The organism is uncultured Citricoccus sp. (assembly GCF_937871995.1).
Lineage (GTDB): Bacteria > Actinomycetota > Actinomycetes > Actinomycetales > Micrococcaceae > Citricoccus.
In genome coordinates this window covers 1-24,290 of the sequence record NZ_CALMQR010000108.1, presented here as the reverse complement: position 1 = coordinate 24,290, position 24,290 = coordinate 1, and the positions used below count along the sequence as shown (strand labels likewise).

General features: G+C 71.8%; 21 protein-coding genes and 1 pseudogene. 15 read left to right on the top strand and 7 right to left on the bottom strand.

Annotation, left to right across the window (positions count from 1 at the left end):
• The first annotated feature begins 199 nt into the window (after positions 1 to 199).
• The 9 genes and pseudogenes from Q0283_RS12825 to Q0283_RS12790 all read left to right on the top strand — a co-directional run bounded on the left by Q0283_RS12825 (position 200) and on the right by Q0283_RS12790 (position 9,941).
• Positions 200 to 1,651, top strand: coding sequence for a phenylacetate--CoA ligase family protein (locus tag Q0283_RS12825; RefSeq protein ID WP_183525380.1), 1,452 nt, complete (start codon positions 200 to 202; stop codon positions 1,649 to 1,651).
• Positions 1,652 to 1,759: 108 nt separating this feature from the next.
• Positions 1,760 to 3,562 carry an acetate--CoA ligase gene (acsA, locus tag Q0283_RS12820; protein WP_183525377.1) on the top strand — a complete coding sequence of 601 codons (1,803 nt, stop codon included), beginning with the start codon at positions 1,760 to 1,762 and terminating at the stop codon, positions 3,560 to 3,562.
• Positions 3,559 to 4,551: a pyruvate dehydrogenase (acetyl-transferring) E1 component subunit alpha gene (gene pdhA, locus Q0283_RS12815; protein WP_183525374.1), complete on the top strand. Its 993-nt coding sequence runs from the start codon at positions 3,559 to 3,561 to the stop codon at positions 4,549 to 4,551. The genes acsA and pdhA overlap by 4 nt, the downstream gene beginning before the upstream one ends.
• A 4-nt stretch (positions 4,552 to 4,555) precedes the next feature.
• Positions 4,556 to 5,536, top strand: a complete 981-nt coding sequence (locus tag Q0283_RS12810; RefSeq protein ID WP_010144692.1) for an alpha-ketoacid dehydrogenase subunit beta — start codon at positions 4,556 to 4,558, stop codon at positions 5,534 to 5,536.
• Positions 5,529 to 6,077, top strand: coding sequence for a biotin/lipoyl-containing protein (locus Q0283_RS12805; protein ID WP_298045014.1), 549 nt, complete (start codon positions 5,529 to 5,531; stop codon positions 6,075 to 6,077). Before Q0283_RS12810 ends, Q0283_RS12805 begins: the two co-directional genes overlap by 8 nt.
• A gap of 52 nt (positions 6,078 to 6,129) precedes the next feature.
• Positions 6,130 to 6,180 (top strand): annotated as a pseudogene (locus tag Q0283_RS17655) (hypothetical protein); the annotation flags it as partial.
• Positions 6,181 to 6,375: 195 nt separating this feature from the next.
• On the top strand, positions 6,376 to 7,005 hold the full coding sequence (locus Q0283_RS12800; protein ID WP_298045012.1) for a 2-oxo acid dehydrogenase subunit E2: 630 nt from the start codon (positions 6,376 to 6,378) through the stop codon (positions 7,003 to 7,005).
• Entirely contained in the window at positions 7,002 to 7,244 is a 243-nt protein-coding gene (locus tag Q0283_RS12795) for an acyl carrier protein (protein ID WP_183525368.1), read from the top strand. The genes Q0283_RS12800 and Q0283_RS12795 overlap by 4 nt, the downstream gene beginning before the upstream one ends.
• 108 nt (positions 7,245 to 7,352) lie before the next feature.
• Positions 7,353 to 9,941 carry a cation-transporting P-type ATPase gene (locus tag Q0283_RS12790; RefSeq protein WP_183525365.1) on the top strand — a complete coding sequence of 863 codons (2,589 nt, stop codon included), beginning with the start codon at positions 7,353 to 7,355 and terminating at the stop codon, positions 9,939 to 9,941.
• A gap of 57 nt (positions 9,942 to 9,998) precedes the next feature.
• Here Q0283_RS12790 and Q0283_RS12785 read toward each other — a convergent pair whose 3' ends face one another.
• Positions 9,999 to 10,430, bottom strand: a complete 432-nt coding sequence (locus Q0283_RS12785; RefSeq protein WP_183525362.1) for a universal stress protein — start codon at positions 10,428 to 10,430, stop codon at positions 9,999 to 10,001.
• Positions 10,431 to 10,661: 231 nt separating this feature from the next.
• Between Q0283_RS12785 and Q0283_RS12780 the strand changes: the two genes are divergently transcribed.
• Together Q0283_RS12780 and Q0283_RS12775 are read left to right on the top strand one after the other, a co-directional pair.
• Complete coding sequence (locus Q0283_RS12780) at positions 10,662 to 11,516, top strand: class I SAM-dependent methyltransferase (RefSeq protein WP_298045008.1); 855 nt, start codon at positions 10,662 to 10,664, stop codon at positions 11,514 to 11,516.
• Positions 11,517 to 11,606: 90 nt separating this feature from the next.
• The gene (locus Q0283_RS12775; protein ID WP_183525356.1) at positions 11,607 to 12,857 is read left to right on the top strand and encodes a serine hydrolase; all 1,251 of its coding nucleotides are present in this window, start codon (positions 11,607 to 11,609) and stop codon (positions 12,855 to 12,857) included.
• Positions 12,858 to 12,992: 135 nt separating this feature from the next.
• Here Q0283_RS12775 and fdhA read toward each other — a convergent pair whose 3' ends face one another.
• From fdhA to Q0283_RS12760, 3 genes are all read right to left on the bottom strand, one after another.
• Positions 12,993 to 14,207 carry a formaldehyde dehydrogenase, glutathione-independent gene (gene fdhA, locus Q0283_RS12770; RefSeq protein WP_183525352.1) on the bottom strand — a complete coding sequence of 405 codons (1,215 nt, stop codon included), beginning with the start codon at positions 14,205 to 14,207 and terminating at the stop codon, positions 12,993 to 12,995.
• Positions 14,208 to 14,287: 80 nt separating this feature from the next.
• Positions 14,288 to 15,070, bottom strand: coding sequence for an MIP/aquaporin family protein (locus Q0283_RS12765; RefSeq protein ID WP_183525349.1), 783 nt, complete (start codon positions 15,068 to 15,070; stop codon positions 14,288 to 14,290).
• 152 nt (positions 15,071 to 15,222) lie between these two features.
• Complete coding sequence (locus Q0283_RS12760) at positions 15,223 to 15,879, bottom strand: dihydrofolate reductase family protein (RefSeq protein ID WP_183525346.1); 657 nt, start codon at positions 15,877 to 15,879, stop codon at positions 15,223 to 15,225.
• A 145-nt stretch (positions 15,880 to 16,024) separates the two neighbouring features.
• Between Q0283_RS12760 and Q0283_RS12755 the strand changes: the two genes are divergently transcribed.
• Positions 16,025 to 16,420 (top strand): hypothetical protein, encoded by a 396-nt coding sequence (locus Q0283_RS12755; protein WP_183525343.1) that lies wholly within the window; start codon positions 16,025 to 16,027, stop codon positions 16,418 to 16,420.
• Here the strand turns inward: Q0283_RS12755 and Q0283_RS12750 are convergent.
• Both Q0283_RS12750 and Q0283_RS12745 read right to left on the bottom strand, forming a co-directional pair.
• Positions 16,359 to 17,390 carry a bile acid:sodium symporter gene (locus Q0283_RS12750; protein WP_298045006.1) on the bottom strand — a complete coding sequence of 344 codons (1,032 nt, stop codon included), beginning with the start codon at positions 17,388 to 17,390 and terminating at the stop codon, positions 16,359 to 16,361. The genes Q0283_RS12755 and Q0283_RS12750 overlap by 62 nt on opposite strands.
• Positions 17,391 to 17,486: 96 nt before the next feature.
• The gene (locus tag Q0283_RS12745; protein WP_183525337.1) at positions 17,487 to 19,172 is read right to left on the bottom strand and encodes a ribonuclease J; all 1,686 of its coding nucleotides are present in this window, start codon (positions 19,170 to 19,172) and stop codon (positions 17,487 to 17,489) included.
• A gap of 311 nt (positions 19,173 to 19,483) precedes the next feature.
• On the opposite strand from Q0283_RS12745, the gene Q0283_RS12740 reads away from it, so the two are divergent.
• From Q0283_RS12740 to Q0283_RS12730, 3 genes are read left to right on the top strand one after another with little or no spacing between them, the layout of a single operon-like run.
• Positions 19,484 to 20,533, top strand: a complete 1,050-nt coding sequence (locus Q0283_RS12740) for an ABC transporter substrate-binding protein (RefSeq protein WP_183525334.1) — start codon at positions 19,484 to 19,486, stop codon at positions 20,531 to 20,533.
• On the top strand, positions 20,530 to 21,348 hold the full coding sequence (locus tag Q0283_RS12735) for an ABC transporter ATP-binding protein (protein ID WP_183525330.1): 819 nt from the start codon (positions 20,530 to 20,532) through the stop codon (positions 21,346 to 21,348). Before Q0283_RS12740 ends, Q0283_RS12735 begins: the two co-directional genes overlap by 4 nt.
• Positions 21,349 to 21,351: 3 nt before the next feature.
• Entirely contained in the window at positions 21,352 to 22,992 is a 1,641-nt protein-coding gene (locus tag Q0283_RS12730) for an ABC transporter permease (protein ID WP_183525326.1), read from the top strand.
• On the opposite strand, the gene Q0283_RS12725 is transcribed toward Q0283_RS12730, so the two are convergent.
• A complete protein-coding gene (locus tag Q0283_RS12725) occupies positions 22,901 to 24,055 on the bottom strand; it encodes a glycosyltransferase family 4 protein (RefSeq protein WP_298045005.1) in 1,155 nt (384 codons plus the stop codon). The genes Q0283_RS12730 and Q0283_RS12725 overlap by 92 nt on opposite strands.
• Between the last annotated feature and the right edge of the window lie 235 nt (positions 24,056 to 24,290).

The following is a 24,290-nucleotide window of genomic DNA, read 5'->3' as shown; positions in this document are numbered from 1 at the left end:
GATCGAGGCGGGCCGGTTCCCGGTCCGCGGGCCGGTCCTCCGGGGCCGGTCGAGGCGTGCCCATGGCGCCATCATCCCAGCCTGCCGCGGGCCGGACCAGAGCCGGCGGACGAGGTGCCGGGCAGCCGGCGTCGAGGACCGGGCACCCGGGGTGCCCCGAACCTGTCCCGGCGAGCACGACGTTTCCTACAGTGGCCTCATGGGAACGCCGGGGACTCGGGTGCTGCGTGGCCGGCGCGGCGACACGCTGCGGGTCTGGTGGGACGCCCGCCGGGCACATCGGCAGGGGACCGAGGCGCTGCATGCCCGCCAGCGGGAGCGGCTGGCCGAACTGGTGGCCTATGCCCGGCAGCACTCCACCTACTATCGGCGGCTCTACCGGGGCCTACCGGACCCCCTTGAGGAGGTCACCCGGTTGCCGGTGTCGGACAAGACCGCGCTGATGCGCAACTTCGACGAGGTCGCCACGGACCCGGCGGTCACCCGAGAGGCGGTGGAGGCCTTCGTGGCGGACCCGGCCCGGATCGGGGAGCGATTCCTCGGCCAGTACCTCGTGGCTACCACGGCCGGCACCACCGGCACCCGGGGGATGTTCGTGCTGGACGACCGCTACTGGGCCGCGACCTCCGGACTGATGGCCCAACTGACCCAGGACTGGCTGTCGGCGCGCCAGGTGCTGGCACTGATGGTCCACGGAGGGCGGTTCGCGGGGGTCGTCGCCACCGGCGGGCACTTCCTGTCCGTGGCAGCCAGCACCCGCGAGCAGCGGGAGAGACCGCGACGCCACCGGGGACTGAGGATACTGTCCATCCACCGTCCCCTGCCCGAGGTGGTGGCCGAGCTCAACGGGTTCGGCCCGCTCCTGCTGGGGGGCTATGCGAGCATGCTACGCCTGCTGGCCACCGAGCAGGAGGCGGGGCGGTTGCGGGTGAGTCCGGTGCTCGTGCTCAGCACCGCCGAGGGCCTGACGTCCGAGGAACGGATCCGGATCGGGCGGGCCTTCGGCGCGCCGGTGCGGGAGGTCTACGGGTGCACGGAGTCCGGTTACGCCGCGTCCGGTTGCGCGGAGGGCTGGTTGCACCTGCTGGAGGACTGGGTGATCGTCGAGCCGGTGGACGCCGAGCACCGCCCGGTGCCGCCGGGAGTCGTCTCGCACACGGTGCTGATGACCAACCTCGCCAACCGGGTCCAACCGGTCATCCGCTACGACGTCGGCGACCGGTTGCTGGTGAGTCCGGACCGCTGCCGTTGCGGCAATCCGTCCCCGGCGATACGCGTCCAGGGGCGGGCCTCGGATGTCCTGACCTTCCGCACGGCGAGCGGCGAGGACGTGATCGCGGTGCCGCCGCTGGCCCTGGGCACCGTCATCGACCGCATCCCCGGGGTGGAACTGTTCCAGGTGCTCCGGACCACTCCCACCAGCCTGTCGCTGCGCCTGCTGCCGGCCCCCGGTGCCGATCCCGTCCAGGCCTGGGCGTCGGCGCTGGCCGGGCTCACCGGGCTGCTGACCGACCTGGGCCTGCCGGACGTGACGGTGGAGCAGGACACCGAGCCGCCCGAGCAGGGTCCCGGCGGGAAGTTCCGCACGGTCATCCCCCTGGCGCCGAGACCACCGGCACCGCCCGCGGACACCACCGGGGACCGATCCTGACGGGTCGACGCGGAACCTTGACGCGGCGCATCCCAGCCCCCACCCTATGGACCAGGACAGTCCCACCGTCTGCCAGTTCCCGTTCTGCTTCGGAAAGCCGTCCAGACCATGGTTGCACCACCCGGGCCGGTCACGCGATGGCAGGAGATCCCCAAGGACCCCCTGTCCTGGACCGTGCGGCCCAACCTCGAGGACTATGACGCGGCCTGCGCCGGCTTCAGCTGGCAGCAGGCCCGCCAGCAGTTGTCCGGCGTGCCGGGTGGAGGCCTGAACATCGCCTACGAGGCCGTCGAGCGTCATGCGGCGGGTGCGCGTGCCGGCCACGAGGCGTTGCGGTTCGTCGGTCCGGACGGCGACGTCCGGTCGCTGACCTACAGCGCCCTGGCCGAGGTCGTGGATCGCTTCGCCAGTGTGCTCCGGGGCCTGGGCGTCGGCGCCGGGGAACGGGTGTTCTCCCTGATGGGGCGCCGACCGGAACTGTACGCGTCCGTGCTGGGGACGCTGAAGCACGCCGGTGTCTTCTGCCCGCTGTTCTCCGCGTTCGGCCCGGAACCGGTGCGGATGCGCCTGGAGCTCGGCGACGCCCGCGTGCTGGTGACCACCCTCGCCCTGTACCGCAAGAAGGTCGCCCCGGTCCGCGCGGCGCTGCCCGGACTCCGGCACGTCCTGCTCGTGGACGCCGACGGCCACGCGGAACCGGGCACCCTGGACCTGCAGGACCTCATGCACCGGGCGCCACCCTATGGGAGCACCGCCAGGACGCGGGCGGAGGACATGGCCCTGCTGCACTTCACCAGCGGCACCACCGGCAGGCCCAAGGGGGCCGTCCATGTCCACGAGGCGGTGGTCGCACACCACGCCACGGGGCGTTTCGCCCTGGACCTGCACCCGGAGGACGTCTACTGGTGCACCGCGGACCCGGGGTGGGTCACGGGCATGTCCTACGGCATCATCGCCCCGCTGGTCCACGGCATCACCACCGTCGTGGACGAGGAGGAGATGGATCCGCTGCGCTGGTACCGGATCCTGGCGGAGCACCGGGTCACGGTCTGGTACACGTCCCCGACAGCGCTGCGGATGCTCATGAAGGCCGGCGACGAGGCCGCCCGCGGCCAGGACCTGTCCGCGCTGCGGTTCGTGGCCAGCGTCGGGGAACCGCTGAACCCGGAAGTGGTCGTCTGGGGCCGGCAGGTCCTCGGTCATCCCGTCCACGACAACTGGTGGCAGACCGAGACAGGGGGCATCATGATCGCCAACCTGCCGGCCCTGCCCATCCGTCCCGGCTCCATGGGACGGCCCCTGCCCGGTGTCGAGGCGGCCCTCATCGCGCGGGACGAGCACGGTGAGCCGGTGCTGCGCGGTGGCCGGGCCACCCTGGTCAACGACGCGGACACCGTGGGCGAACTGGCGTTGCGACCGGGGTGGCCGTCCATGTTCCGCGGGTACCTGGGCGAGGAGGAGCGGTACCGCAGGTGTTTCGTGGCCGGGTGGTACCTCACCGGCGACCTGGCCCGCCGTGACGCCGACGGTTACTACTGGTTCGTGGGCCGCGGTGATGACGTGATCAAGTCCTCCGGTCACCTGATCGGCCCCTTCGAGGTCGAGAGCCTGCTGATGGAACACGACGCCGTGGCCCAGGCCGGGGTCATCGGCCTGCCGGACGCGGTCGCCGGTGAGGTGGTGAAGGCCTTCGTCGAGCTGCGTCCGGGCCACGACCCCAGCGATGACCTGCGCAGGGACATCATCGGCTTCGCCCGCCGGCGGCTGGGCCCCGCCGTGGCACCGCGACTCCTGGACTTCACGCCCTCGCTCCCCCGGACCCGCAGCGGCAAGATCCTGCGCCGGCTGCTCAGGGCCCGCGAACTGGGCCTGCCAGAGGGCGACGTATCGACCGTGGAGGTACAGGGATGACCCACCGCACGCCACCCACCGGGTCGCCGGGCGTCCCCGAGGCCGCTGGACACCTGCTGCGCCAGATGCTGCGGGTCCGCCGTCTCGAGGAACAGTGCGTCGAGCTCTACAGCGCGGCGAGGATCCGGGGGTTCCTCCACGTCTATATCGGCGAGGAGGCCGTGGCGGCGGGCATCATGTCCGCGCTCGGCCCCGAGGACGCCGTGGTGGCCACCTACCGTGAACACGGACACGCGCTGCTGCGCGGCGTCCCGGCCGGAGCGATCCTGGCCGAGATGTACGGCCACGTGCAGGGCTGTTGCCGCGGACGGGGTGGTTCCATGCACCTGTTCGACGCGGCCACGCACTTCTACGGCGGCAATGCGATCGTCGCCGGGGGGTTGCCCCTGGCGGTCGGCATGGCCCTGGCGGAGAGGATGGCCGGACGGGCCCGGGTGACGGCATGCTTCTTCGGCGAGGGCGCGGCCGCCGAGGGCGAGTTCCACGAGAGCCTGAACCTGGCCGCGCTGTCGCGGCTGCCCGTGCTCTTCTGCTGCGAGAACAACCTCTACGCCATGGGCACGGCGCTGGCCCGGTCCCAGTCCCAGACGGACCTGGCCCTCAAGGCCGCGGCCTATGAGCTCCCGGCCTGGAGCGTCGACGGCATGGACGCGCTCGCGGTCGAGGAATCGGCCCGTCGGGCCGTGGACGCTGTGCGGGCCGGCGGCGGCCCGCACTTCCTGGAACTGCGCACCTACCGGTTCCGGGCCCACTCGATGTTCGACCCCGAACGCTACCGGGACAAGGCGGAGGTCGCCCGCTGGACCGAACGGGATCCCATCCTGTCACTCCGCCGCTCCCTGGAGGCGACGGACCGGTTCTCCGAGGACGACTGGAACGCGCTGGACCGCGAGGTGGCCGCGGAGATGGAGGCGGCCGTGCGGTTCGCCGAGGCGGGGGCCCCCGAGCCCCTGGACGACCTGCAACGCTTCGTCTACAGCGAGCGGTGAGGACATGGAGACGACCTACCGCGAGGCCATGCGCACCGCCATCCGCGAGGCGCTGCTGCAGGATGACCGGGTCTTCCTGATGGGTGAGGACGTCGGGGCCTACGGCGGCTGCTTCGCGGTCAGCCTCGGACTGTTCGAGGAGTTCGGTCCCGAACGGGTCCGTGACACCCCCCTGTCGGAGTCCGCCTTCGTGGGGGCCGGCATCGGGGCCGCGCTGAACGGGATGCGGCCGATCGTGGAGATCATGACGGTCAACTTCAGCCTGCTGGCCCTGGACCAGATCGTGAACAACGCCGCGACCCTGCTGCACATGTCCGGTGGGCAGTTCAACGTTCCCCTGGTGATCCGCATGACGACCGGGGCCGGACGCCAGCTGGGGGCCCAGCACTCCCACAGCCTGGAGGGCTGGTTCGCCCACGTGCCGGGCCTGCGCATCCTCACCCCGGCCACCGTGGAGGACGCCCGGGGGATGCTGTGGACGGCCCTGGAGGACCCGGACCCCGTCCTGATCTTCGAGCACGGTTCGCTGTACAACCTGTCCGGGGAGCTCGCCGAGGACGCCGGCCCCGTCGACATCCATGCGGCCGCGGTCCGGCGTGAGGGCGGTGACGTCTCGCTGATCACCTACGGCGGCACGTTGCCGCTGACCCTGGAGGCCGCCGATCGACTGGCCGCCGAGGGTATCGAGGCCGAGGTCCTGGATTTGAGGACGCTGCGCCCCCTGGACGACGCGGCGATCCTGGCCACCGTGGTCAAGACCCACCGGGCCGTCGTGGTGGACGAGGGCTGGCGCAGCGGCAGTCTCTCCGCGGAGATCAGCGCCAGGATCACCGAGTCGGCCTTCTACGAGCTCGACGCCCCGGTGGCGCGGGTCTGCAGCGCCGAGGTCCCCATTCCCTACGCCCGTGACCTCGAGCTGGCCGCCCTGCCCAGCGCGGAGCGGGTCGTGGCCGCGGCCCGCGAGGCGGTGGGCGGCGGTGGGTGAGTTCCGGATGCCCTCGCTGGGGGCGGACATGGAGCGGGGCAAGCTGGTGGAATGGCTGGTCACACCGGGTGACTACGTCCACCGGGGTGACGTGATGGCCACCGTGGACACCGAGAAGACCGTGATGGAGGTGGAGTCCTTCGAGGACGGCGTCATCGCCGAGTTGCTCGCCGCACCCGGTGAGACGCTCGCCGTCGGCGCGCCGATGGCGCGCATCACGCCCACGCCGGCCACCGTCACCGCCCCTCCGGTGACTGCTCCGGCCGGCACACCCGCCGCCCCGGCGGAGGCGGGTGTCGAACGGGAGCACACGAGCCCACCACCGGGGTCGGGAGCGCCGTCGGCCACACCACCGGTCCGCCGCCTGGCCCGCGGCCTGGGCCTGGACCTGACCCGGATCACCGGCACCGGCAGGGGCGGTCACATCACCCGGACGGACGTGGAGCGCGCCGCGGCCCGGCAGCGGCCCGACGCCGGCTCCGTCCGGCCGGTGCGGCAGCTGCTGCGCCGGCGCAGTCTGCGCTCGAGCTACATGGGGTGATCGATGGCGACCGTCGCCGAGCTGAAGATCCGGCTCCGTCCGGCCGGTCCGCATCTCACCGCGAGCGCGCCGGCTGGCCGGTGAGCTCGGCGTCGACCAGACCACCGTGGCGGGCACCGGCCCGCGAGGAGCCGTCACGGGAGAGGACGTCCTCCGCGCGGTCAGGGGGAACGCCCCCGCGGACGTCGAGAGTCACCCCGGGGCACCACGCGGCCCGGGACCGGCGACTGCGCCGGCACCGGCACCCCCTGACACGGGGCAGCGCGCGACCGGGCTGCGCCGCAGGATCGGGGCGCTGATGTCCCGCTCGAAGAAGACCATCCCCCACTACTACCTGGGGACCACCGTCGACCTGCAGGCCGCCGTGGCATGGATGCGCGCGGTCAACGCGCAGCGGCCCGTCTCGGCCCGGCTGGTCCCGGCGGCACTGTTGCTCAAGGCCTGCGCCCTGGCCGCCCGTCAGGTGCCGGAGGTCAACGGTTTCTACACGGAGGCGCGGTTCCGCCCCAGTCAGGCCGTACACCTGGGGGTCGCCGTCGCGCTGCGGGAGGGCGGGTTGGTCGCCCCGGCGATCCACGACGCGGACACGTTGACCGTGGACCAGCTGATGGAACGACTGCGTGACGTCGTCACCCGGGCCCGCGCCGGACGCCTGCGCCGAGCGGAGATCGCGGACCCGACCCTCACCGTCACCGCACTGGGCGACCTCGGCGTCGACACCGTGTACGGGGTGATCTACCCCCCGCAGGTGGCGCTCGTCGGCTTCGGCCGCGTCCGGGAGAGGCCCTGGGCCCAGGACGGCATGCTCGCGGTGCGCCAGTCCGTCACCGCCACCCTCTCGGCCGACCACCGCGTCAGCGACGGCCTGCGCGGAGGGCGCTTCCTCGACCTCGTCGACGAGATGCTGCAGAGACCGGAGGACCTATGAACGAGCACGAGGCACGCGCGGCGGTGTACGCGGCGATCACGCAGGTGGCCCCCGACGTCGAGACCCAGGGCCTCGACGACCGTTCCCGGCTCCGTCAGGACCTGGAGCTGGACTCACTGGACTTCCTGGCCCTGGTGGAGCACCTGGCGCGTCACGCCGGCGTGGACGTCCCGGAGGGTGACTACGGACGGGTCGGCACCGTGGCCTCCCTGATCGCCTACGTCGCCGAGCACGCCTGAGGCCGCGGGGACCGACGGTGGACGACCCCGGGCTGACGTGATCACGATGCAGCGTTCAACGCACGGCCCGTGCACCGGGCGCAGGGCTCGCGGATAGGCCCCTCCCCCATGGACACCGCGGACCGTGAGGCCTCACCTCCGGGCTTGACCTCGGCAGAGGCTGCCCGGCGGCTGGGGCAGTCGGGACCCAACGAGCTCCCCCGCATCCATCAGGTGCCCGGGTGGCGGCGGTTCGCGGGCCAGTTCACCCACTTCTTCGCCGTCCTGCTCTGGGGCGCGGCCGGGCTGGCGTGGATAGCGGGCATGCCGCAACTGTCGATCGCGGTGATCGCCGTGGTGGTGATCAACGGCGTGTTCGCCTTCGCCCAGGAGGAACGGGCAGCCCAGGCCGCCGCGCGGCTCCGGGAGCTCCTGCCCGCCCAGGTCACGGTGCGTCGTGATGGCCGGCGCATGCCGATTCCCGCCTCCGAGGTGGTGCCCGGTGACATCATCATCCTCACGGCCGGTGACCGGTTGCCCGCCGACGTGCGCTTCGTCGAGGCGGACAGCTGCACGGTGGATGAGTCCATGCTCTCCGGGGAGAGCATGCCCGTGGTCAAGGGCACGGGAAGCGATGGCTTCGGGGGCACGTTCCTGGCCAACGGGTCCGCCGAGGCCGAGGCCACCGCGACAGGGTCGGCGACCCGGCTGGCGGCCATCACCACCCTGACGGGCCAGGCGGTTCCGCCACCCACGCCGCTACAACGCGAGTTGCGCCGCATCGTCCGCATGCTCTCCTCGGTGGCCCTGGGCCTGGGTGCCGCCTTCTGCGTCGTCTCGCTGCTGGCGGGAACACCGCTGAGGGACGCGTTCCTCTTCGCCATCGGTGTGGCGGTGGCGATGATCCCCGAGGGACTGCTGCCCACGGTGACCCTGTCCCTGGCCATGGGAGCCCAGCGGATGGCGGGCCGCAACGCGTTGGTGCGGAACCTGCAGGCGGTGGAGACGCTCGGATCGACGACGTTCATCTGCACGGACAAGACCGGGACGCTGACCCAGAACAGGATGAACGTCGTCGAGGTCTGGACCCCGGCCGGGACCGTCTCGATCGACGGCGAGGGATATCACCCCGTGGCGACGGTGGACGGACCACCACCGGCCCGTGCCGCCGCGACCGATGCGGCGTGGGCGGCCCGGGCGGCGTCCCGGGGACGTATCCGTCAGCACGAGGAGGACTGGCTGCCCGACGGCGACCCCATGGAGGCCGCACTCGATGCCCTGGCGCACCGCCTGGCCGGCCCGGAGGGCGTGCACGCCACCTCCGTCACCCGGCGGTTCGGCTTCGATCCGGACCGGCGCCGGGAGTCGGTCGTCGTCGGGGGCGACCTCCTGGTCAAGGGCGCCCCGGAGAACGTGTTGACCCTGTGCCTCGACCGTGACCAGGTGGGCCTGGCCTCGAGGGTCCTGTCCGGCATGGCCGCCCGCGGCCTGCGCGTCCTGGCCGTGGCCCGGCGTCCCCTGGGCCGGACGGAGGCCCCGGGGCCGGACACCACCGCATCAGAGCTGGAGCACGGCCTGACCCTCGTCGGCCTGATCGCCCTCCAGGACCCGCCGCGGCACAGTGTCCCCCCGGCACTGCGCCAGGCCCGCCAGGCCGGCATCAAGGTGGCCATGATCACCGGGGACCACCCGGTCACCGCCCTCGCGATCGCCCGGCAGACCGGCCTGTGCCTGGACACCCCCGTGGTCGTCGAGGGCAAGGACCTGCCCCAGGACGAGCGGGCGCTCGGTGTCCTCCTGGACCGGGACGGCATCGTGGTCAGCCGCGTCTCACCGGAACAGAAACTCGCCATCGCCCGCGCACTCCAGCACCGCGGACACGTGGTCGCGATGACCGGAGACGGGGTCAACGACGGCCCGGCGCTCAACGAGGCCGACATCGGCGTCGCCATGGGTGCATCCGGAACGGACGTCGCCCGGGAGGCCGCCGACCTGGTCCTGCTCGACGACGACTTCGCCACCATCATCACCGCCGTCGAACAGGGCCGGGCCACGTACACCAATATCCGCCGCTTCCTGACGTACCACCTCACGGACAACGTCGCAGAGCTCACCCCCTTCGTCGTCTGGGCCCTGTCCGGGGGAAACGTGCCGCTGGCACTGGGCGTCCTGCAGATCCTGTGCCTGGACATCGGCACCGACCTGCTTCCGGCGCTGGCCCTGGGCGCGGAGAAGCCCGGGCAGCGGGTCCTGCTCAAGCCGCCCGAACGACGCCACCTGATGGACGCGCCGCTGCTCGTCCGGGTCTTCGGGGTGCTCGGGCCGACCCAGGCCCTCATCCAGATGCTCGCGTTCCTGGTGGTGCTCGGGTCCGCCGGGTGGACCTGGGGGGCCGAGCCGGCACCCGCCCTCCTGGCCGCCGCCTCCGGGGCGGCCTTCACCACCGTGGTGCTGGCGCAGATGGCCAACGCGTTCGGGTGCCGCAGTGCGACCCGGCCCGCCTGGCGGCTGGACTGGACGGGAAACCACCTGTTGCTCTGGGCCGTGGCCGCCGAGTGCGTCCTGCTCCTGGGCTTTCTCTTCATCCCGCCGGTGGCCGGCGCACTGGGCCACGCGCCCCCGCCACCGGTGGGAACACTGATCGCCCTCACCGCCATCCCGGCTCTCCTGGTCGTGGACGGGCTCCACAAGACGTTCCGGCACCGCAGGCGAGGCTGATGCTCCCCGGTACCGGTCCGCTCCCGGGGTGCCGTTCCCCGCGCGCCGGTGCTCCCCTCAGTCCTTGCTGCGGTGCGTGATGAGCACCGGGCACGTGGCATGGGCCGCCACCGCAGAGCTCACCGAGCCCAGCAACAGGCCCGCGAATCCGCCGCGGCCCCGACTGCCCACCACCACCATCCGGGCCCCCTCGCCGAGGTCCCGCAGAACCCGGGCCGGCGGGCCCTGCCTCACCTCGGTCTCCAGGCCCCGGGGACGGTCGTCACCGAACGCCGTCCGCAGGGCCTCGTCCAGTTGCTCCCGGGCGTCATCCTGGAAGTTGTACTCGAGCCGGTAGGGGTACTCGGCGGCCGTGACCGGCATCTCCCATGCCGTGACCGCCTTCAGCGTGCACCCCAGCGACTCGGCCAGGGTCCTGGCCTCCCGCAGGGCCTGCAGCGAGGCCTCGGACCCGTCGACGCCGACCACAATCTGTTGCGAACCCTGCACCGTGTCCCCCTACGGGTTGTCTGCACCACTCGCGGCACCGGACATCCGCCTTCTGCCCCCGGACGAGGGGCGAAGCAGGCCGGTCGCGACTCGATCGTGGAGTCACCCTAGGCGCCACCGGCCGGACCGCACAATATCCACGACGCCGGCACCCGCGGCTCCGGCCCGCACGGCTCCGGCCCGCCAGCCGAGACCTTCTGCCCGCGGGGAGCGGCGGTGTACCGTGACGGCGTGATCGTGCCCCAGACCCCCCAGGACGCCGTGGCGGTCGCCGGCCACTATGACGAACTGGATCCGGTCTATCGCCGGGTGTGGGGTGAGCACGTCCATCACGGGCTGTGGGAGACGGGTCGCGAGACGCCCGCCCAGGCCGTCGAGGCCCTCGTCGAGACGGTCGGGGATCGCCTGCGCCTCCGGCCCGGCGAGGCGTGCGTGGACATCGGTTGCGGCTACGGGGCGACCGCCAGGCAACTGGCCGCCGGGCGCGGGGTTCGTGTCACCGGCTTCACGCTGTCCGCCGGACAGGCCCGCCACGCCGCCGCGCATCCCACGCCCGGCGTGGAGATCCACCACCGCGACTGGTTCGCCAACGCGCTGCCCGAGGGATCGGCTGACGCCGCCTGGGCCATCGAGTCGACCGAGCACATGGCCGACAAGCCCCGGTTCTTCGCCGAGGCCCATCGGGTGCTGTCACCCGGCGGCCGCCTCGTCGTCTGCGCCTGGCTCGCCGATCCCGCCGCGAGCGAGTGGACGGTTCGCCACCTGCTGGAGCCGGTCTGCCGCGAAGGGCGACTGCCCTCGATGGGCACGCGCGAGGAGTACGAGGCCATGGCACGGGCAGCAGGGTTCACGGTCACCGGTTACGAGGACGTCAGCCGGCGCGTCGCACGCACCTGGACGATCTGCGCCCGCCGACTGCTGAAGGCCCTGGCCATGGATCGCGACGCCCGCCGCCTCGCGCTGCGCGGACGCCATCGTGTCTTCGCCGTCACCGTGCCCCGCCTGATCCAGGCCTACCGCACCGGGGCGATGCGCTACGGCATCTTCACGCTGGCGGCGGCGGGTGAGGACGCGGCGCCGGAGTGAGAGACACTGCGCGGACCGATGGAGTCTTGGCCGGCGTCAGGGTGCGTCACTAGGCTTCGGACGAGGATGCCACTGCCGTGAGGAGTCGCCATGTCGCGTCCCGCCGTTCCCCTCCCGCCCGGACGCCGCCGGCGACAGCGCGCGGTCCTGACCGTCACGGCCCTGGCCTCTGTCCTGGGCCTGACCGCGGCCTGCTCCGCCCCCTCCCCCGGGCCGACGGCAGCCTCGGACACGGCGGGCGTGGACGCCGGCGAGCTCCAGTCCACCTTCCAGGACGCGGCCGCCGCGCTGGAGGTCCCGGGTGCGTTCATGCTCCTGCGCACCCCGGAGGGGGAGGTCCTCGGCTCGTACGGCACCGTCAGCGCGGACGAGACGCTGCCGCCCCGAGCCGACCATCATCTGCGGGTGGGATCGAACACCAAGACCTGGACCGGGACGGTCATCCTGCAGTTGGCGCAGGAGGGCGTGCTGGACCTCGACGATCCCATCGCCGCCTACCGGCCAGACGTGCCCAACGGCGAGAACATCACGATCGAGCAGTTGCTGTCGATGCGCAGCGGACTGTACAACTACACGCTCGACCGGGGCCTGAACCAGGCGATGGACGAGGACCCCGAACGGGCCTGGGACCCCGAGGACCTGCTGGCCATCTCGTGGGAGCACCCGCCCAGTTTCGCCCCCGGTGCGGGCTGGGAGTACTCGAACACCAACACGGTCCTGTTGGGACTCGTGGCCGAGCAGCTGGAGGGCGAGCCGCTGGAGAGGATCTTCGCCGACCGGCTCTTCACGCCGCTGGGCCTGGCGGACACCCTGTTCCCGGCGCGGTCGTCGAACCGGATCCCCGAGCCCTACGCGCACGGGTACATGTTCGGCTCCAACGTCCTGACGATGGGCACGCCCCCCGCACTACCGGAACGGATGCAGGAGCAGGCCCGGTCGGGGGCCCTCGACCCCGTCGACCGGACGTTCGACAACCCCTCCTGGGGCTGGGCCGCCGGCGGCGGGATCTCGACGGCCCACGACCTGGCGGACTGGGCCGAGGCCCTGACCGATGGCCGACTGCTCGACGAGGAGTTCCAGCGGCTGAGGATGGAGAGTCCCCGCTCCACGGGCGGGGACCAGCCGGGGTCGGCCCGCTACGGACTGGCGATCGCGAAGTTCGGCGAACTGTACGGTCACACGGGAGAGCTGCCGGGCTACAACTCCTTCATGGGCCACGACCCGGACCGCGACATCACCCTGGTGGTGTGGGCGAACCTCGCACCCACGCCGGATGGGCGGGACCCGGCGACGACGATCGCCCGGACGCTGGTCGATTCGATCTACCCGGTCGGGAACTGAGCGGTCCTGCGCACCCCCGTCCTCCGCACCCCCGTCGTCCGAATCCCGTCGTCCGCGCCCGGTCGTGCGGGTCGCCGGGTGCCGGGCGACTGCCCGGCACCCGGCGACCCACCACCGCATGGGCGGCGTGCGGTCCTAGGCGGGGATCATCCCGTGCGGATCGATCACGTACTTCCTGGCCGCCCCCTGGTCGAACTCCTTGTAGCTCCGGGGAGCGTCGTCCAGGCTGATGGTCGTGGCGTTGACGGCCTTGGAGATATTGGCCTTGTCGGCCAGGATCAGCTTCATCAGCTTCCGGTTGTACCGCTTCACCGGGCACTGACCCGTGGTGAACGAGAGGGACTTGGCCCACCCCGTGCCCAGCTGCACACCGATCTGGCCGACCTTGGCGTTCTCGTCGACAGCCCCCGGATCCCCGGTGACGTACAGGCCCGGGATACCCAGGGCACCGCCCACCTGGGTGACCGACATGATGTCGTTGAGGACCGTGGCGGGTGCCTCGGCGGCGTTGGCGCCGTGACCGCGGGCCTCGAATCCCACCGCGTCCACCGCGGCGTCGACCACGGGGACGCCCAGGATCTGCTCGATACGGTCCGGCAGGGCGCCCTCCTGGCTCAGGTCGATCGTCTCGCAGCCGAAGCTGGCCGCCTGCTTCAGCCGGTCGGCGTTCATGTCTCCCACGATGACCGCCGAGGCACCCAGCACCTGCGCCGAGAAGGCCGCGGCGAGGCCCACCGGACCGGCACCCGCGACGTAGACGGTGGAACCGGTCGTGACGCCGGCGGTGAATGCGCCGTGATACCCGGTGGGGAAGATGTCGGAGAGCATGGTGAGGTCGAGGATCTTCTCGAGGGCCTGGTCCCGGTCCGGGAACTTGAGCAGGTTGAAGTCCGCGTAGGGGACCATCACGTACTCCGCCTGGCCGCCGATCCAGCCGCCCATGTCCACGTAACCGTAGGCCGCACCGGGACGGGCGGGATTCACGTTGAGGCAGACACCGGTCTTGCCCTCATTGCACATCTGACAGCGGCCGCACGCGATGTTGAAGGGCACCGAGCAGATGTCACCCTCCTTGACGAAGAGCACGTCGTCTCCGGTCTCCACGACCTCGCCCGTGATCTCATGACCGAGCGACTGGCCGACCGGCGCGGTGGTGCGGCCACGGACCATGTGCTGGTCGCTTCCGCAGATGTTCGTGGCCACCAGTTTCAGGATGGCGGCATGGGGTGCCTTCTGCTGGATGCCCATCTTGCCGGCGACCTCGGAGGGCAGTTCCAGCTTGGGGTAGTCGATCGTCTCGACGGCGACCTCGCCTGGGCCCTTGTACACGACTACACGGTTTCCCGTCATGGTTCTTCCTCTCGATGGCTGTCCCCCGACCGCGTGATGCGGACCGAGGACAATCGCTGTGATCGCGATCCGGTGATTGTTTATTCGGTGGGTTCGGGTCTCTGGCCGCGCTCTTCCGCCATCGACTGGTCGTCGGCGCGCGGCTCGGGCTCGGGGACGTCTCGGGGGCGGGCGATGAAGTCGTAGGCCAGCGCGGCGGCCGCGCTGCCGATGAAGGGACCGATGACGTACAACGGGTACTGGGACCACTCGACGTCACCGCCGAAGAGGGTCTGCACCAGGTTCGGTCCGAAGGTCCGCGCCGGGTTCAGTGAACCACCGGTCAGGGGGGCGATGACCAGGATGGCGCCCGCGACAGCCAGGCCGATGATCAGGCCCGCCCAGCCCTTGGGCGCCCTCCGGTCGACGGCCACCGCCATGATCGCGAGCATCAGGAAGAAGGTCCCCAGCACCTCGGCCACGATGCCCTGGCCGTACGAGACACCGGTGCCCAGGGCCGTCGCACCGCTGCCCATGTCCACGGCCCGGGTCCCGAACGAGGCCACCAGGAGCAGGCTCCCGACCGCGGCCCCGATCAGCTGCGCGAGGACGTAGGGCACCAGCTCGGCCCAGGGGAAGCGCCGGGTCACAGCCAGCGCGAAGGTCACGGCGGGATTGATGTGGGCACCGGACACGGCCAGGAACGCGTAGATGGCCACTGCGACGGCAATGGCGAATCCCAGGGAGATGAACCCCACCCCCGGATACGTGAGTTCACCGTTGCCGGCCGTCAGGGCCGCCAGCACGGTGCCGACGCCGAAGATCACCAGTACCGCCGTGCCCAGCATCTCGGCCACGAGCCGGCGCATCAAAGTCGGAGTCATTTTCCACATTTCATGTCGGGACAGGGAAATAGTTAACGAAATGCAACTGACCTGGAATGCTGCGAGCGTAAGCAGGGTCCTCGGAGGGAGTCAATGGGTCATCCTCGCGCGGCGGCGGAGGCCGGAGACCCGGGGGCAGACCGCCTCGTCCCTCAGTCCTGGGGACCGCTCCGCCGGCCCGGCTCGTCCTGGGAGGGTTCATCGTCGGCGAAGCTGCCCGTGGCGACCGGCCCGGCCAGTGCGTAGGTGGCCATCACGACCCCGGACTGCGAGACCTCGTGCTCGGTCAGGCGGAGACCAGCCGGGATGGTCCCCTCCGCGAAGAGCCGCTTGCCGGGACCGAGCAGCAGGGGGAAGACCAGGACCCGGAACTCGTCGATCAGCCCGGCGGTCAGCAGGGACTGGATGAGGTTGCCACTGCCCTGCAGCAGCAGGTCGGGTCCGTCCTGGTCCTTCAGCGCGGCGACCTGTTCCGGGACGTTCCCGGACAGGACCGTGGTGTGTTCCCAGGCGGGGTGGTGCAGTCGGTGGCTGGCCACGTACTTGTGTGCCCGGCTGAACGCCTCCCCCACGAGCGAGTCCGTGTGATGGGGCCAGTAGGCGGCGAAGATCTCATAGGTCCTGCGTCCCAGGAGCAGGTCGAACTGGGTGGCGAAGGTCCGGTCCATCCACGAGCCCATGGACTCGTCGAACAGCGGGGCGGTCCACCCGCCGAGGGTGAAGCCCCCCGTGCGGTCCTCGTCGGGCCCTCCGGGAGCCTGCATGACGCCGTCGAGGGAGACGAACGTGCTGGAGATGAGCTTTCTCATGGCGGCAGTGAAGCCCACCGCGCGGGACGACGGCCACTCCGATCATGCGCCGTTCGGCCCGTCCGGCCGGGGGGAGCTCGCGAAACATGCACGTCATGGACGGCGGAGGACTGACAGGGCGCCCGGTTCTGCCTACTCTGCTGGCATGAGCACTACCGAGGCGGTGTGGAACCGCGCCCTTGACTTCGACGCCCTGCCTGAGGCCACCTCCCCCGGTGACATCGCCCTGCGCGATGTCCTGACCTTCCACGGGGCGGTGCAGAACGGCGGACTCGTCAACGCCATCGAGATGCACCTGGACGACGACGAGTTCCCGCTCCAACGGGTGATCACCGGGTACGAGTACCTCGGCCTGGACGACGTGGCCGAGACGATCACGGAGGCCCGGGTCCGGTTCGTGTCCGTGGACGACGACGAGGAGGCCCTGGAGGCCCTCGAGCTCGAGGTCGACCCCATGTACGAGGTGGAGGACGAGGACCTCAGCCAGGCGTTGGAAGGCCGGCTGCAGAAGGATCCCGAGGACTTCGACCCCGCGCGCTGACCAGCCGGGGCACCAGCCGCCCCAGCACCACCATCATGACCAGTTCCACGAGCGTCTGGGTGACCACCACCAGCGGCGCCATCCGGTAGTCCGGGCCCAGCGACGCCGGCAGGGCCAGCACCAGCGGCAGCACCACGAGGGAGTTCCGGGTCACCCCGCTGAACACGAGCGCCCGGCGTCCGGGCGTGTCCAGCCCGGCGACGCGACCGGCCGCCAGTCCGAGGGTGACCATCACGGCCGCGAAGAGCACGTACACCGGCACCACGGCGAGCAGCCCGCCCAGGTGCCGGCCGACGTCGTGCGCCTGGGAGGCGACCACGACGGCCAGCGTGGAGATCATCAGCGGGACCATCCCCGCCGAGACAACCCGGTCCACGGCGCGGCCCCAGGCCCAGCGGGCGGCCGCCGCCTGGGTCAGCCACGCCGCGCCGAGGGGCGCCACGATGAGCAGCGCGAAGGCCTCCAGGAACGGACGGACGTCGAGTCCGGGGGCGAACCGCGGCCCGGCCATCACCCACAGGTACCCCGGCAGCAGGAGCATCTGCGCCAGCATCAGCCACGGCGTGGCGGCCAGCAGCCGGTCCTGGGCGCCGCCGGCCAGGCCGGTGAAGACGATGACGTAGTCCACGCACGGGGTCAGCAGGACGAACAGCACCCCGAGCAGCAGGACGTCGTCGTGGGCGACCAGCCGGGAGAGGGCGAACACCACCACCGGCACCACCACGAAGTTCAGCACCAGCACGGCCAGGAGGAATCCCCCGTCCCGCGCAGCACGCCCCAGGCGGCGGAACGGGACGGCCAGGAAGGTGGCGTAGAGCAGCAGCCCCAGCACCGGGGTGATGGCCTGCCCGGCGGGTCCGGCCACGGCCGGGACCAGGAGCCCGGCGACGGCGCCCGCGCCCAGCGCGGACAGGTACAGCACCACCTGGTGCCGCTCCATCCAGTCGCCGGCCGATCCCGTGGAACCCATGGACTCCAGCATTCCACCACCGGGCCCGCCGGCCCGCATCATCTCCTCGTCCCGGCGCCGCCCCGGGAGCGCCCCGGGAGCGCCCCGGGAGGGAGATCAGGCGTCGATGACGACGGCGGTGATCAGCGGGGCCCGCCGGTAGGCGCGGTCCAGGTGGCGGCCCACCGTGTCCACGATCAGCTTCTCGATCTGGTCCAGGTCGTCGATGCCGGCGACGTGGGGCTTGGCCAGGGCGTCCTTGACCTTCTTCGCCGCGGTGTCGAAGATCTGGGGGTCCTGGATGAAGCCCTTGGTCATGAACTCCAGCGGCTCGGCCAGGGTGTTGGTGTCCGGGTCGACGATCGCGACCACGGTCACCGAGCCGCCCTCCTGCAGCAACCGCCGCTCGACCAGGGTCTCCTCGGTGACCTTGCCGACGGTGTGGCCGTCCACGTAGACCAGTCCGGCCTCCACCTGGCCCGAGACCCGGGCCTGGCCCTTGACCAGGTCCACGGTGGTGCCGTCCTTGACGACGAGCACGCGCTCGGGGGCGATGCCGGTCCGCACGGCCAGGTCGGCATTGGCGTGCAGGTGCGAGGACTCGCCGTGGACGGGCATGACGTGGGTGGGCCGGACGATGTTGTAGCAGTAGACCAGTTCCCCAGCGGAGGCGTGACCGGAGACGTGCACCTTGGCGTTGCCCTTGTGCACGACCTTGACGCCGAGGTCGGTGAACTTGTTGATGATGCCGTAGATCGCGTTCTCGTTGCCGGGCACCATCGAGCTGGCCATCAGGACGGTGTCCCCGGAGCCGAGCTTGATCTGGTGGGTGCCGGTGGCCATCCGGGACAGGGCCGCCATCGGCTCGCCCTGGGACCCGGTGCAGACCAGCGCGATCTTGTCATCGGGCATGGACTGCAGCTTCTTGAAGTCCACGAGCAGCCCGCGCGGGATCTTGAGGTAGTCCAGGTCGCTGGCGATGCCCATGTTGCGCACCATGGACCGGCCCACGAACGCGACCTTGCGCCCGCTGGCGTGCGCGGCATCCAGGACCTGCTGGATGCGGTGCACGTGGCTGGCGAAGCTGGAGACGATGATCCGCTTCTTCGCGGTGGCGAAGACCTGCTCGATCGCGGGGGTCAGTTCCCGCTCCGAGATGGTGAACCCCGGAACCTCGGCGTTCGTGGAGTCGGTGAGGAACAGGTCCACGCCCTCCTCGCCCAGGCGGGCGAAGTGGCGCAGGTCCGTGATCCGGTCGTCCAGCGGGAACTGGTCCATCTTGAAGTCACCGGTGTGCAGGACCAGGCCGGCCTTGGTGCGGATCGCCACGGCGAGGCTGTCGGGGATGGAGTGGTTGACCGCGACGAACTCGAGTTCGAAGGGGCCCGCCTGGTGCTTGTCCTCGGCCTCCACGTGGACCGTCTTCGGCGTGATCCGGTGCTCGGTGAGCTTGGCCGAGATGAACGCCAGCGTCAGCTCGGAACCGATCAACGGGATGTCCGGGCGCTCCTTCAGCAGGTAGGGCACCCCGCCGATGTGGTCCTCGTGGCCGTGCGTGAGCACGATGCCGACGATGTCCTTCAGCCGGTCCCGGATGGAGGTGAAGTCCGGGAGGATGACGTCGATTCCGGGCTGGTGCTCCTCGGGGAACAGGACGCCACAGTCCACCACGAGCAGCTTGCCCTCGTGCTCGAAGACCGTCATGTTGCGGCCGATCTCACCCAGGCCTCCCAGCGGGGTGATCCGCAACCCTCCGGACGGCAGGGAGGACGAGGACTTGGACTTACGGGAGGAACGGGGCAACTGATCACGCTTTCGTCGTCAGGGAAGTGCACCAGGGCGGTACACCGATGTGGAGGGGGTTCCCTCGGGTCCGGGGCCCGCAGCGAGGCGGGCGGCGCCGGGAAGACTACCCCCTAATGTACCGCCCACGGGCCCCCGGGACGGTATCACCGGGATGCTCCGGTGGGACGGGACGTCCGGCGCGGCGTGCGCGGGCGGCGTCCAGGCGTCCCCCATCCCGCGCGCGGCCCCACTAGGATGTGAAGTCCATCACAGAATACCCGCAGGCCCGGCCCGGATGGCGGGTCCGGCCCCGATCCGGGAGGTCTCCCATGGTTCGTTCGGATGTCTCCCGGCGCACGGTCCTCGGCGGGTTCGGCGCCCTGACCGTGGGCGGGCTGGTGGGGTGCGGCAACGAGGCCTCCTCCTCCGGTGGTTCCGCCTCCGGTACCGACGGGCCGGCCACGGCGGTGACCTACCAGTTGTCCTGGACGCACTCGGTGCAGTTCGGCGGCACCTACCTGGCGCAGGACCGGGGCCTGTTCCGGGACCTCGGGCTGGACGTCAGCCTCGCGGCCGGCGGACCCAACGTGGCCGGGGACGCGAACACGGTCAGCGGGGCGGCGCTGATGAATGTCTCGGTGGCGGACGGTGTTGCCCGGTCCAATGCCGAGGGCGCCGAGCTGGTCATCATCGGTGCCCAGTACCAGAAGAGCCCCGTGACGATCCTGTCCCTGGCGGATGCGCCGTTGACCTCCCCCCAGGACCTGGTGGGCAGGAAGATCGGCGTGGCCGGCACGGACACCCCCGGGCTGGAGGCCTTCCTGGCCATCAACGACCTGACCCAGGACCAGGTCGAGTTCGTCCCGAGCCAGTACGACCCGGCGGTCCTCACGGCCGGCCAGGTCGACGGCCTCTACTGCTTCTACAACGACCTTCCCGTGGCGCTGGCCGTCCAGGGCATCGAGGGGCACTCGATGCTGCTCGCCGACTTCGGCTACGACCCGATGAGCCAGACCTACACCGTGCTGCGTTCCAGTCTCCAGGACGAGGCGCGGCGCGACCAGGTCATCCGGCTGCTCCGCGGGGACGCCCGCGGCTGGCAGCTCTACCAGGACGATCCCCGGGCCGCCGCCGACCTCGCCGTCCGGGCCTACCCCGATGCCGGCCTGGACCTGGAGACGCAGCAGGAACAGGCGACGGTACAGCTCGACATCATGTTCTCCGAGGCGACCGAGCAGTTCGGCTTCGGGTGGTTCACCGACGACCAGGTCCAGGAGAACCTGCGGCTGTTCGACCTGCTCGGCATCGAGGGGGCCACCGAGCAGATGTGGGACCGGAGCATCCTCGACGAGGTGTACCGGGACGGGCCCACCGCGTGACCGGCGTGCAGAGCGCCCGCACGGCGGGACGGCCGGCCCCCGAGGTGCTGTGCACCGCCGTCGCCAAGACCTTCCCCGGCCCGGCGGAGCCGCTGCCCGTCCTGGCGTCCCTGGACCTGACCCTGGAGGCCGGTTCGGTCACGGCGCTGGTGGGGCCCTCCGGGTGCGGGAAGTCCACCCTGCTGCGGATCATCGCGGGCCTGGAACACCCCGACGCCGGCGGCTCGGTGCGCATCGACGGTGACGACCCGCTCGCGGTGCGCCGGCGCGGCGAGCTGGCCATCGCCTTCCAGGACGCCTCGCTGCTGCCCTGGCGGACCGCCGCCGGCAACGTGGCCCTGGCCCGCCGGCTGGCCGGTCAGCCGGTCGACCACCGCAAGGTCACGCGGTTGCTGGACATGGTCGGCCTGGCCGGGTTCGAGAAGGCCCGCCCGGCGCAACTGTCCGGCGGGATGCGGCAGCGCGCGGCGATCGCCCGGTGCCTGGTCACCGAGCCGAGGCTGCTGTTGCTCGACGAGCCCTTCGGCGCGGTCGACGAGCTCACCCGGCGCAGGCTCAACATCGAACTGCCACCCCTGTGGTCCGGCGCCACCACCACCACGTTGCTGGTGACCCACTCGATCCCCGAGGCGGTCCTGCTGGCGGACCGTGTCCTGGTGATGTCGGCCCGGCCCGGGTCCATCGTCGCCGACCTGCCGGTCCGCCTCGAACGGCCGCGGCGGATGGAGCAGCTGCACTCCCGGGGCTTCACCGAGCTCGTGGACCGGATCGGCGCCCTGCTGGGCGTGGACGAGTACGCCCTCGACCAGGGGTGAGGGATGGTCCTGCAGGGCGAACAGGCCGTCCGGGCCACGGGCCGCGACGGCGACGGCCCCCGCCCCGCCCGTGCCCGGCCGGCTGCCGCACTGCGCGTGCTCCTGGGCTGGGTCCTGGTGATCGGCCTCTGGGAACTCGTCGGCCGGACGGTCCTGGCCGACCGGCACCTGATCGGGGTCCCCTCCGGCATCATCGGCACACTCGTGGAGAACGCCGACGTCTACGGCCGGGGGCTGTGGTTCACCACGCGCGAGGCGATGCTCGGTTACCTGGCCGGCAACCTGGCGGCCGTGGCCCTGGCCCTGCTGGTCGTGCTGTTGCCGGGCCTGGAGCGGACGGTGCTGCGGCTCGCCCTGGTCGTCTACTGCCTGCCCCTCGTGGCGCTGGGCCCACTGCTGCGACTGGCCTACGGGTTCGGGGACGGGCCGCAGGTCACGCTGGCGGCCCTGGCCGTCTACTACCTCACGCTCGTACCCCTGCTGGTGGGCATGCGCGCCGTGCCCCGGTCCTGGCTCGACCTGACGGCCACCTACGGCAGGGGCCGCTGGACCACGCTGGTCACCGTCCGGGCACGAGCGGCCCTGCCGTACCTGATGGCCGGGCTGCAGGCCTCGGTGCCCGCCGCCTTCCTCGGTGCGCTGGTCGGGGAGTTCACGGGGGCCGAACGCGGCATCGGGGTGCTCTCGATCCAGGCGTTGCGCAGCCTGGACACCGACGGCCTCTGGGCGTTGATGATCCTCAGCGCCGTGGTGTCGATGACCGGGTACGCCCTGGTCTCGCTCACCGCCCGGAGACTGGCACCGGAACAGCCGACGGTGCTGCTGGCCGCGCCCGGGTCCGACCCCCGGCGGCCTGCGTGGCGACGCTGGCTCGTCAGCGCCGGCGGCGTGGCCCTCACGGCGGCGATCGTGCTGCTGGCCTGGGCCGGGCTGTTCTGGCTGCTTGACCTCAACCCCTATTTCGCCAAGCGCCCCGGGGACGTCTGGGAGTGGCTGGTGTCCGCGCCGGCGGCCGCCGAGCACCGTGCCGAGCTGTTCACGGCGGCCGGCCAGACCGCCCTTGTGGCCGTCCCCGGTTACTTCGCCGGGCTGGCGCTGGGCGTGCTGCTGGCCGCCGCGTTCTCCCTCTCGGTCCGCGCGCGGCGGGCCCTGACGCCCGTCGCCGTCGCCCTGCGGTGCGTGCCGATCATCGCGATCGCGCCCCTGCTGGTCGCCGCGCTGGGCCGCGGGTCGTTCGGCACCGCCGTCGTGGTGGCCCTCATGACGTTCTTCCCCACGCTGGTCTCGTGCCTCTACGGCCTGGGCCAGCTGCCCGGACAGGTGGCCGACGTCTTCGCCGCCTATGCCACGCCGCGCACGAGGGTGCTGGTGCTGGGCCGGCTGCCGGCGATGGCGCCGGCGTTCTTCGCCGCCGCGCGGATCGCCGCGCCCACGGCGCTGCTCGCCGCCACGGTCGCCGAGTGGCTGGCGACCGGGACCGGGCTGGGCAACATGATGGCAGTGGACGCGGCGACGAGCCGGTACACCTCCCTGTGGTCCACGGTCGTGGTCGTCACGCTGATGGCGCTGGCGGGATATGCCCTCGTCGAGGCCGTCGAGCGCCGGGTGCTGGCCGTGGTGGCACCGGAGCAGTCCCGCTGGTGAGGGCGGCGGCCACCCGGGCCGCGGTGTCCGGCCACCGCGTCAGGCCGGCGCATTGGCCGGCAGCGTCTCGTCGCCAGCGGTCCCGGAGCCGCTCGTCTGCCAGCCAGGCGCGCAGGACCTCGGCCAGGGAGCCCACGTCACCGGCCGGGAACGTCTCCCCCGCCCCCTGCGCCTCGACGGCACCGGTGCCGGACGCGACCACGGAGGGGATCCCCCGGGCCAGGGCCTCGGCGACGACCATCCCGTAGGTCTCGGCACGCGAGGTGTGGACCAGCAGGTCGGTGGCGTCCCAGACGGCGTCCAGGTCCCTGCCGTGGAGAGGCCCGGTCACCTCGACACGGCCGGTGAGCCCGGTCTGGGCGATGCGCTCACGGACGCGGCGGCTGAGGACCTCGTCGACGGTGTCGGGACCCACCAGCCGGGCGGTCCAGTCCAGGTCCTGCAACCGGGCCAGGGCCTCGACGACCGTGAGGGGGTCCTTGCCGGGGGTCAGCCGGGCCAGCCACAACAGCATCGGCGCACGCCCGCGGCGCACCGAGCCGGGCGCGGGCACGGCCGGGTCGACACCGGGTACGGCCACCACCGCGTCATGGCGCCCGTACCGGGCGGCCACCGCGGCACCGGCCCAGGCGCTGGTCACCACCACCCGGCTCGCCGCCCGGACGGACTCCGCCTCCGCTGCGGCGAGTCGTAACCGGTCAGGGGCCGGCAGCGCCGGGTCGTCGGCCGGGAAGTAGTGCACCAGGATCGTCACCCGGCGCCCGGCCGAGACCGCGTCGGCGACCTGTTCCGGCACCGCCGAGGCGACGATATTGCCGATGAGCCAGTCCTGCTCCCGGGCGAACACCCCGGACAGCCGCCGGCGGTCGCCGTCCGAGGGCAGCGGCCAGCTCCCCGTGACGGGATACTCGCGAACCTCCAGCCCCCGCGACCGCAGGGCCGCCGTGAGCTCCTCGTCGTAGCGGGTGCCGCCACTGGCCAGGTCGCTGCGCCAGCGGGCGAAGCCCACCCGGCGGCCCCTGCCGGGCCGGCCGCTCGTGCCTTCAGCCGCGCTGGGTGTCATCCGCAACTCCCAGCGTCCAGCACGTCCTCCCGGTCTCCGGCGGGCCTGCTCCTGGACTCGGGCAGCAGTCCCATGGTCCGGCACTCCTTCATCACCGGGGCTCGGCTCTCGTGCCGTTCCCGTGGCCTCCACGGTAACCCCGGGCTCCAGGACGCGCGTCCCGGGCCCCGGGCGTCCGGGCGTGGCGGTACCCCGGCAGCAGTGACACGCTGGGACAGCAAAAAGGCCCTTCCTC

Coding starts and splice junctions, on each gene's coding strand:
- Q0283_RS12790 (WP_183525365.1), top strand. CDS start 7,353: ATGGACACCGCGGACCGTGAGGCCTCACCTCCGGGCTTGACCTCGGCA.
- fdhA (WP_183525352.1), bottom strand. CDS start 14,207: ATGACGGGAAACCGTGTAGTCGTGTACAAGGGCCCAGGCGAGGTCGCC.
- Q0283_RS12825 (WP_183525380.1), top strand. CDS start 200: ATGGGAACGCCGGGGACTCGGGTGCTGCGTGGCCGGCGCGGCGACACG.
- Q0283_RS12740 (WP_183525334.1), top strand. CDS start 19,484: ATGGTTCGTTCGGATGTCTCCCGGCGCACGGTCCTCGGCGGGTTCGGC.
- Q0283_RS12760 (WP_183525346.1), bottom strand. CDS start 15,879: ATGAGAAAGCTCATCTCCAGCACGTTCGTCTCCCTCGACGGCGTCATG.
- Q0283_RS12750 (WP_298045006.1), bottom strand. CDS start 17,390: ATGGGTTCCACGGGATCGGCCGGCGACTGGATGGAGCGGCACCAGGTG.
- Q0283_RS12810 (WP_010144692.1), top strand. CDS start 4,556: ATGGAGACGACCTACCGCGAGGCCATGCGCACCGCCATCCGCGAGGCG.
- Q0283_RS12800 (WP_298045012.1), top strand. CDS start 6,376: ATGTCCCGCTCGAAGAAGACCATCCCCCACTACTACCTGGGGACCACC.
- pdhA (WP_183525374.1), top strand. CDS start 3,559: ATGACCCACCGCACGCCACCCACCGGGTCGCCGGGCGTCCCCGAGGCC.
- Q0283_RS12775 (WP_183525356.1), top strand. CDS start 11,607: ATGTCGCGTCCCGCCGTTCCCCTCCCGCCCGGACGCCGCCGGCGACAG.
- acsA (WP_183525377.1), top strand. CDS start 1,760: ATGGTTGCACCACCCGGGCCGGTCACGCGATGGCAGGAGATCCCCAAG.
- Q0283_RS12765 (WP_183525349.1), bottom strand. CDS start 15,070: ATGACTCCGACTTTGATGCGCCGGCTCGTGGCCGAGATGCTGGGCACG.
- Q0283_RS12730 (WP_183525326.1), top strand. CDS start 21,352: ATGGTCCTGCAGGGCGAACAGGCCGTCCGGGCCACGGGCCGCGACGGC.
- Q0283_RS12725 (WP_298045005.1), bottom strand. CDS start 24,055: ATGACACCCAGCGCGGCTGAAGGCACGAGCGGCCGGCCCGGCAGGGGC.
- Q0283_RS12795 (WP_183525368.1), top strand. CDS start 7,002: ATGAACGAGCACGAGGCACGCGCGGCGGTGTACGCGGCGATCACGCAG.
- Q0283_RS12755 (WP_183525343.1), top strand. CDS start 16,025: ATGAGCACTACCGAGGCGGTGTGGAACCGCGCCCTTGACTTCGACGCC.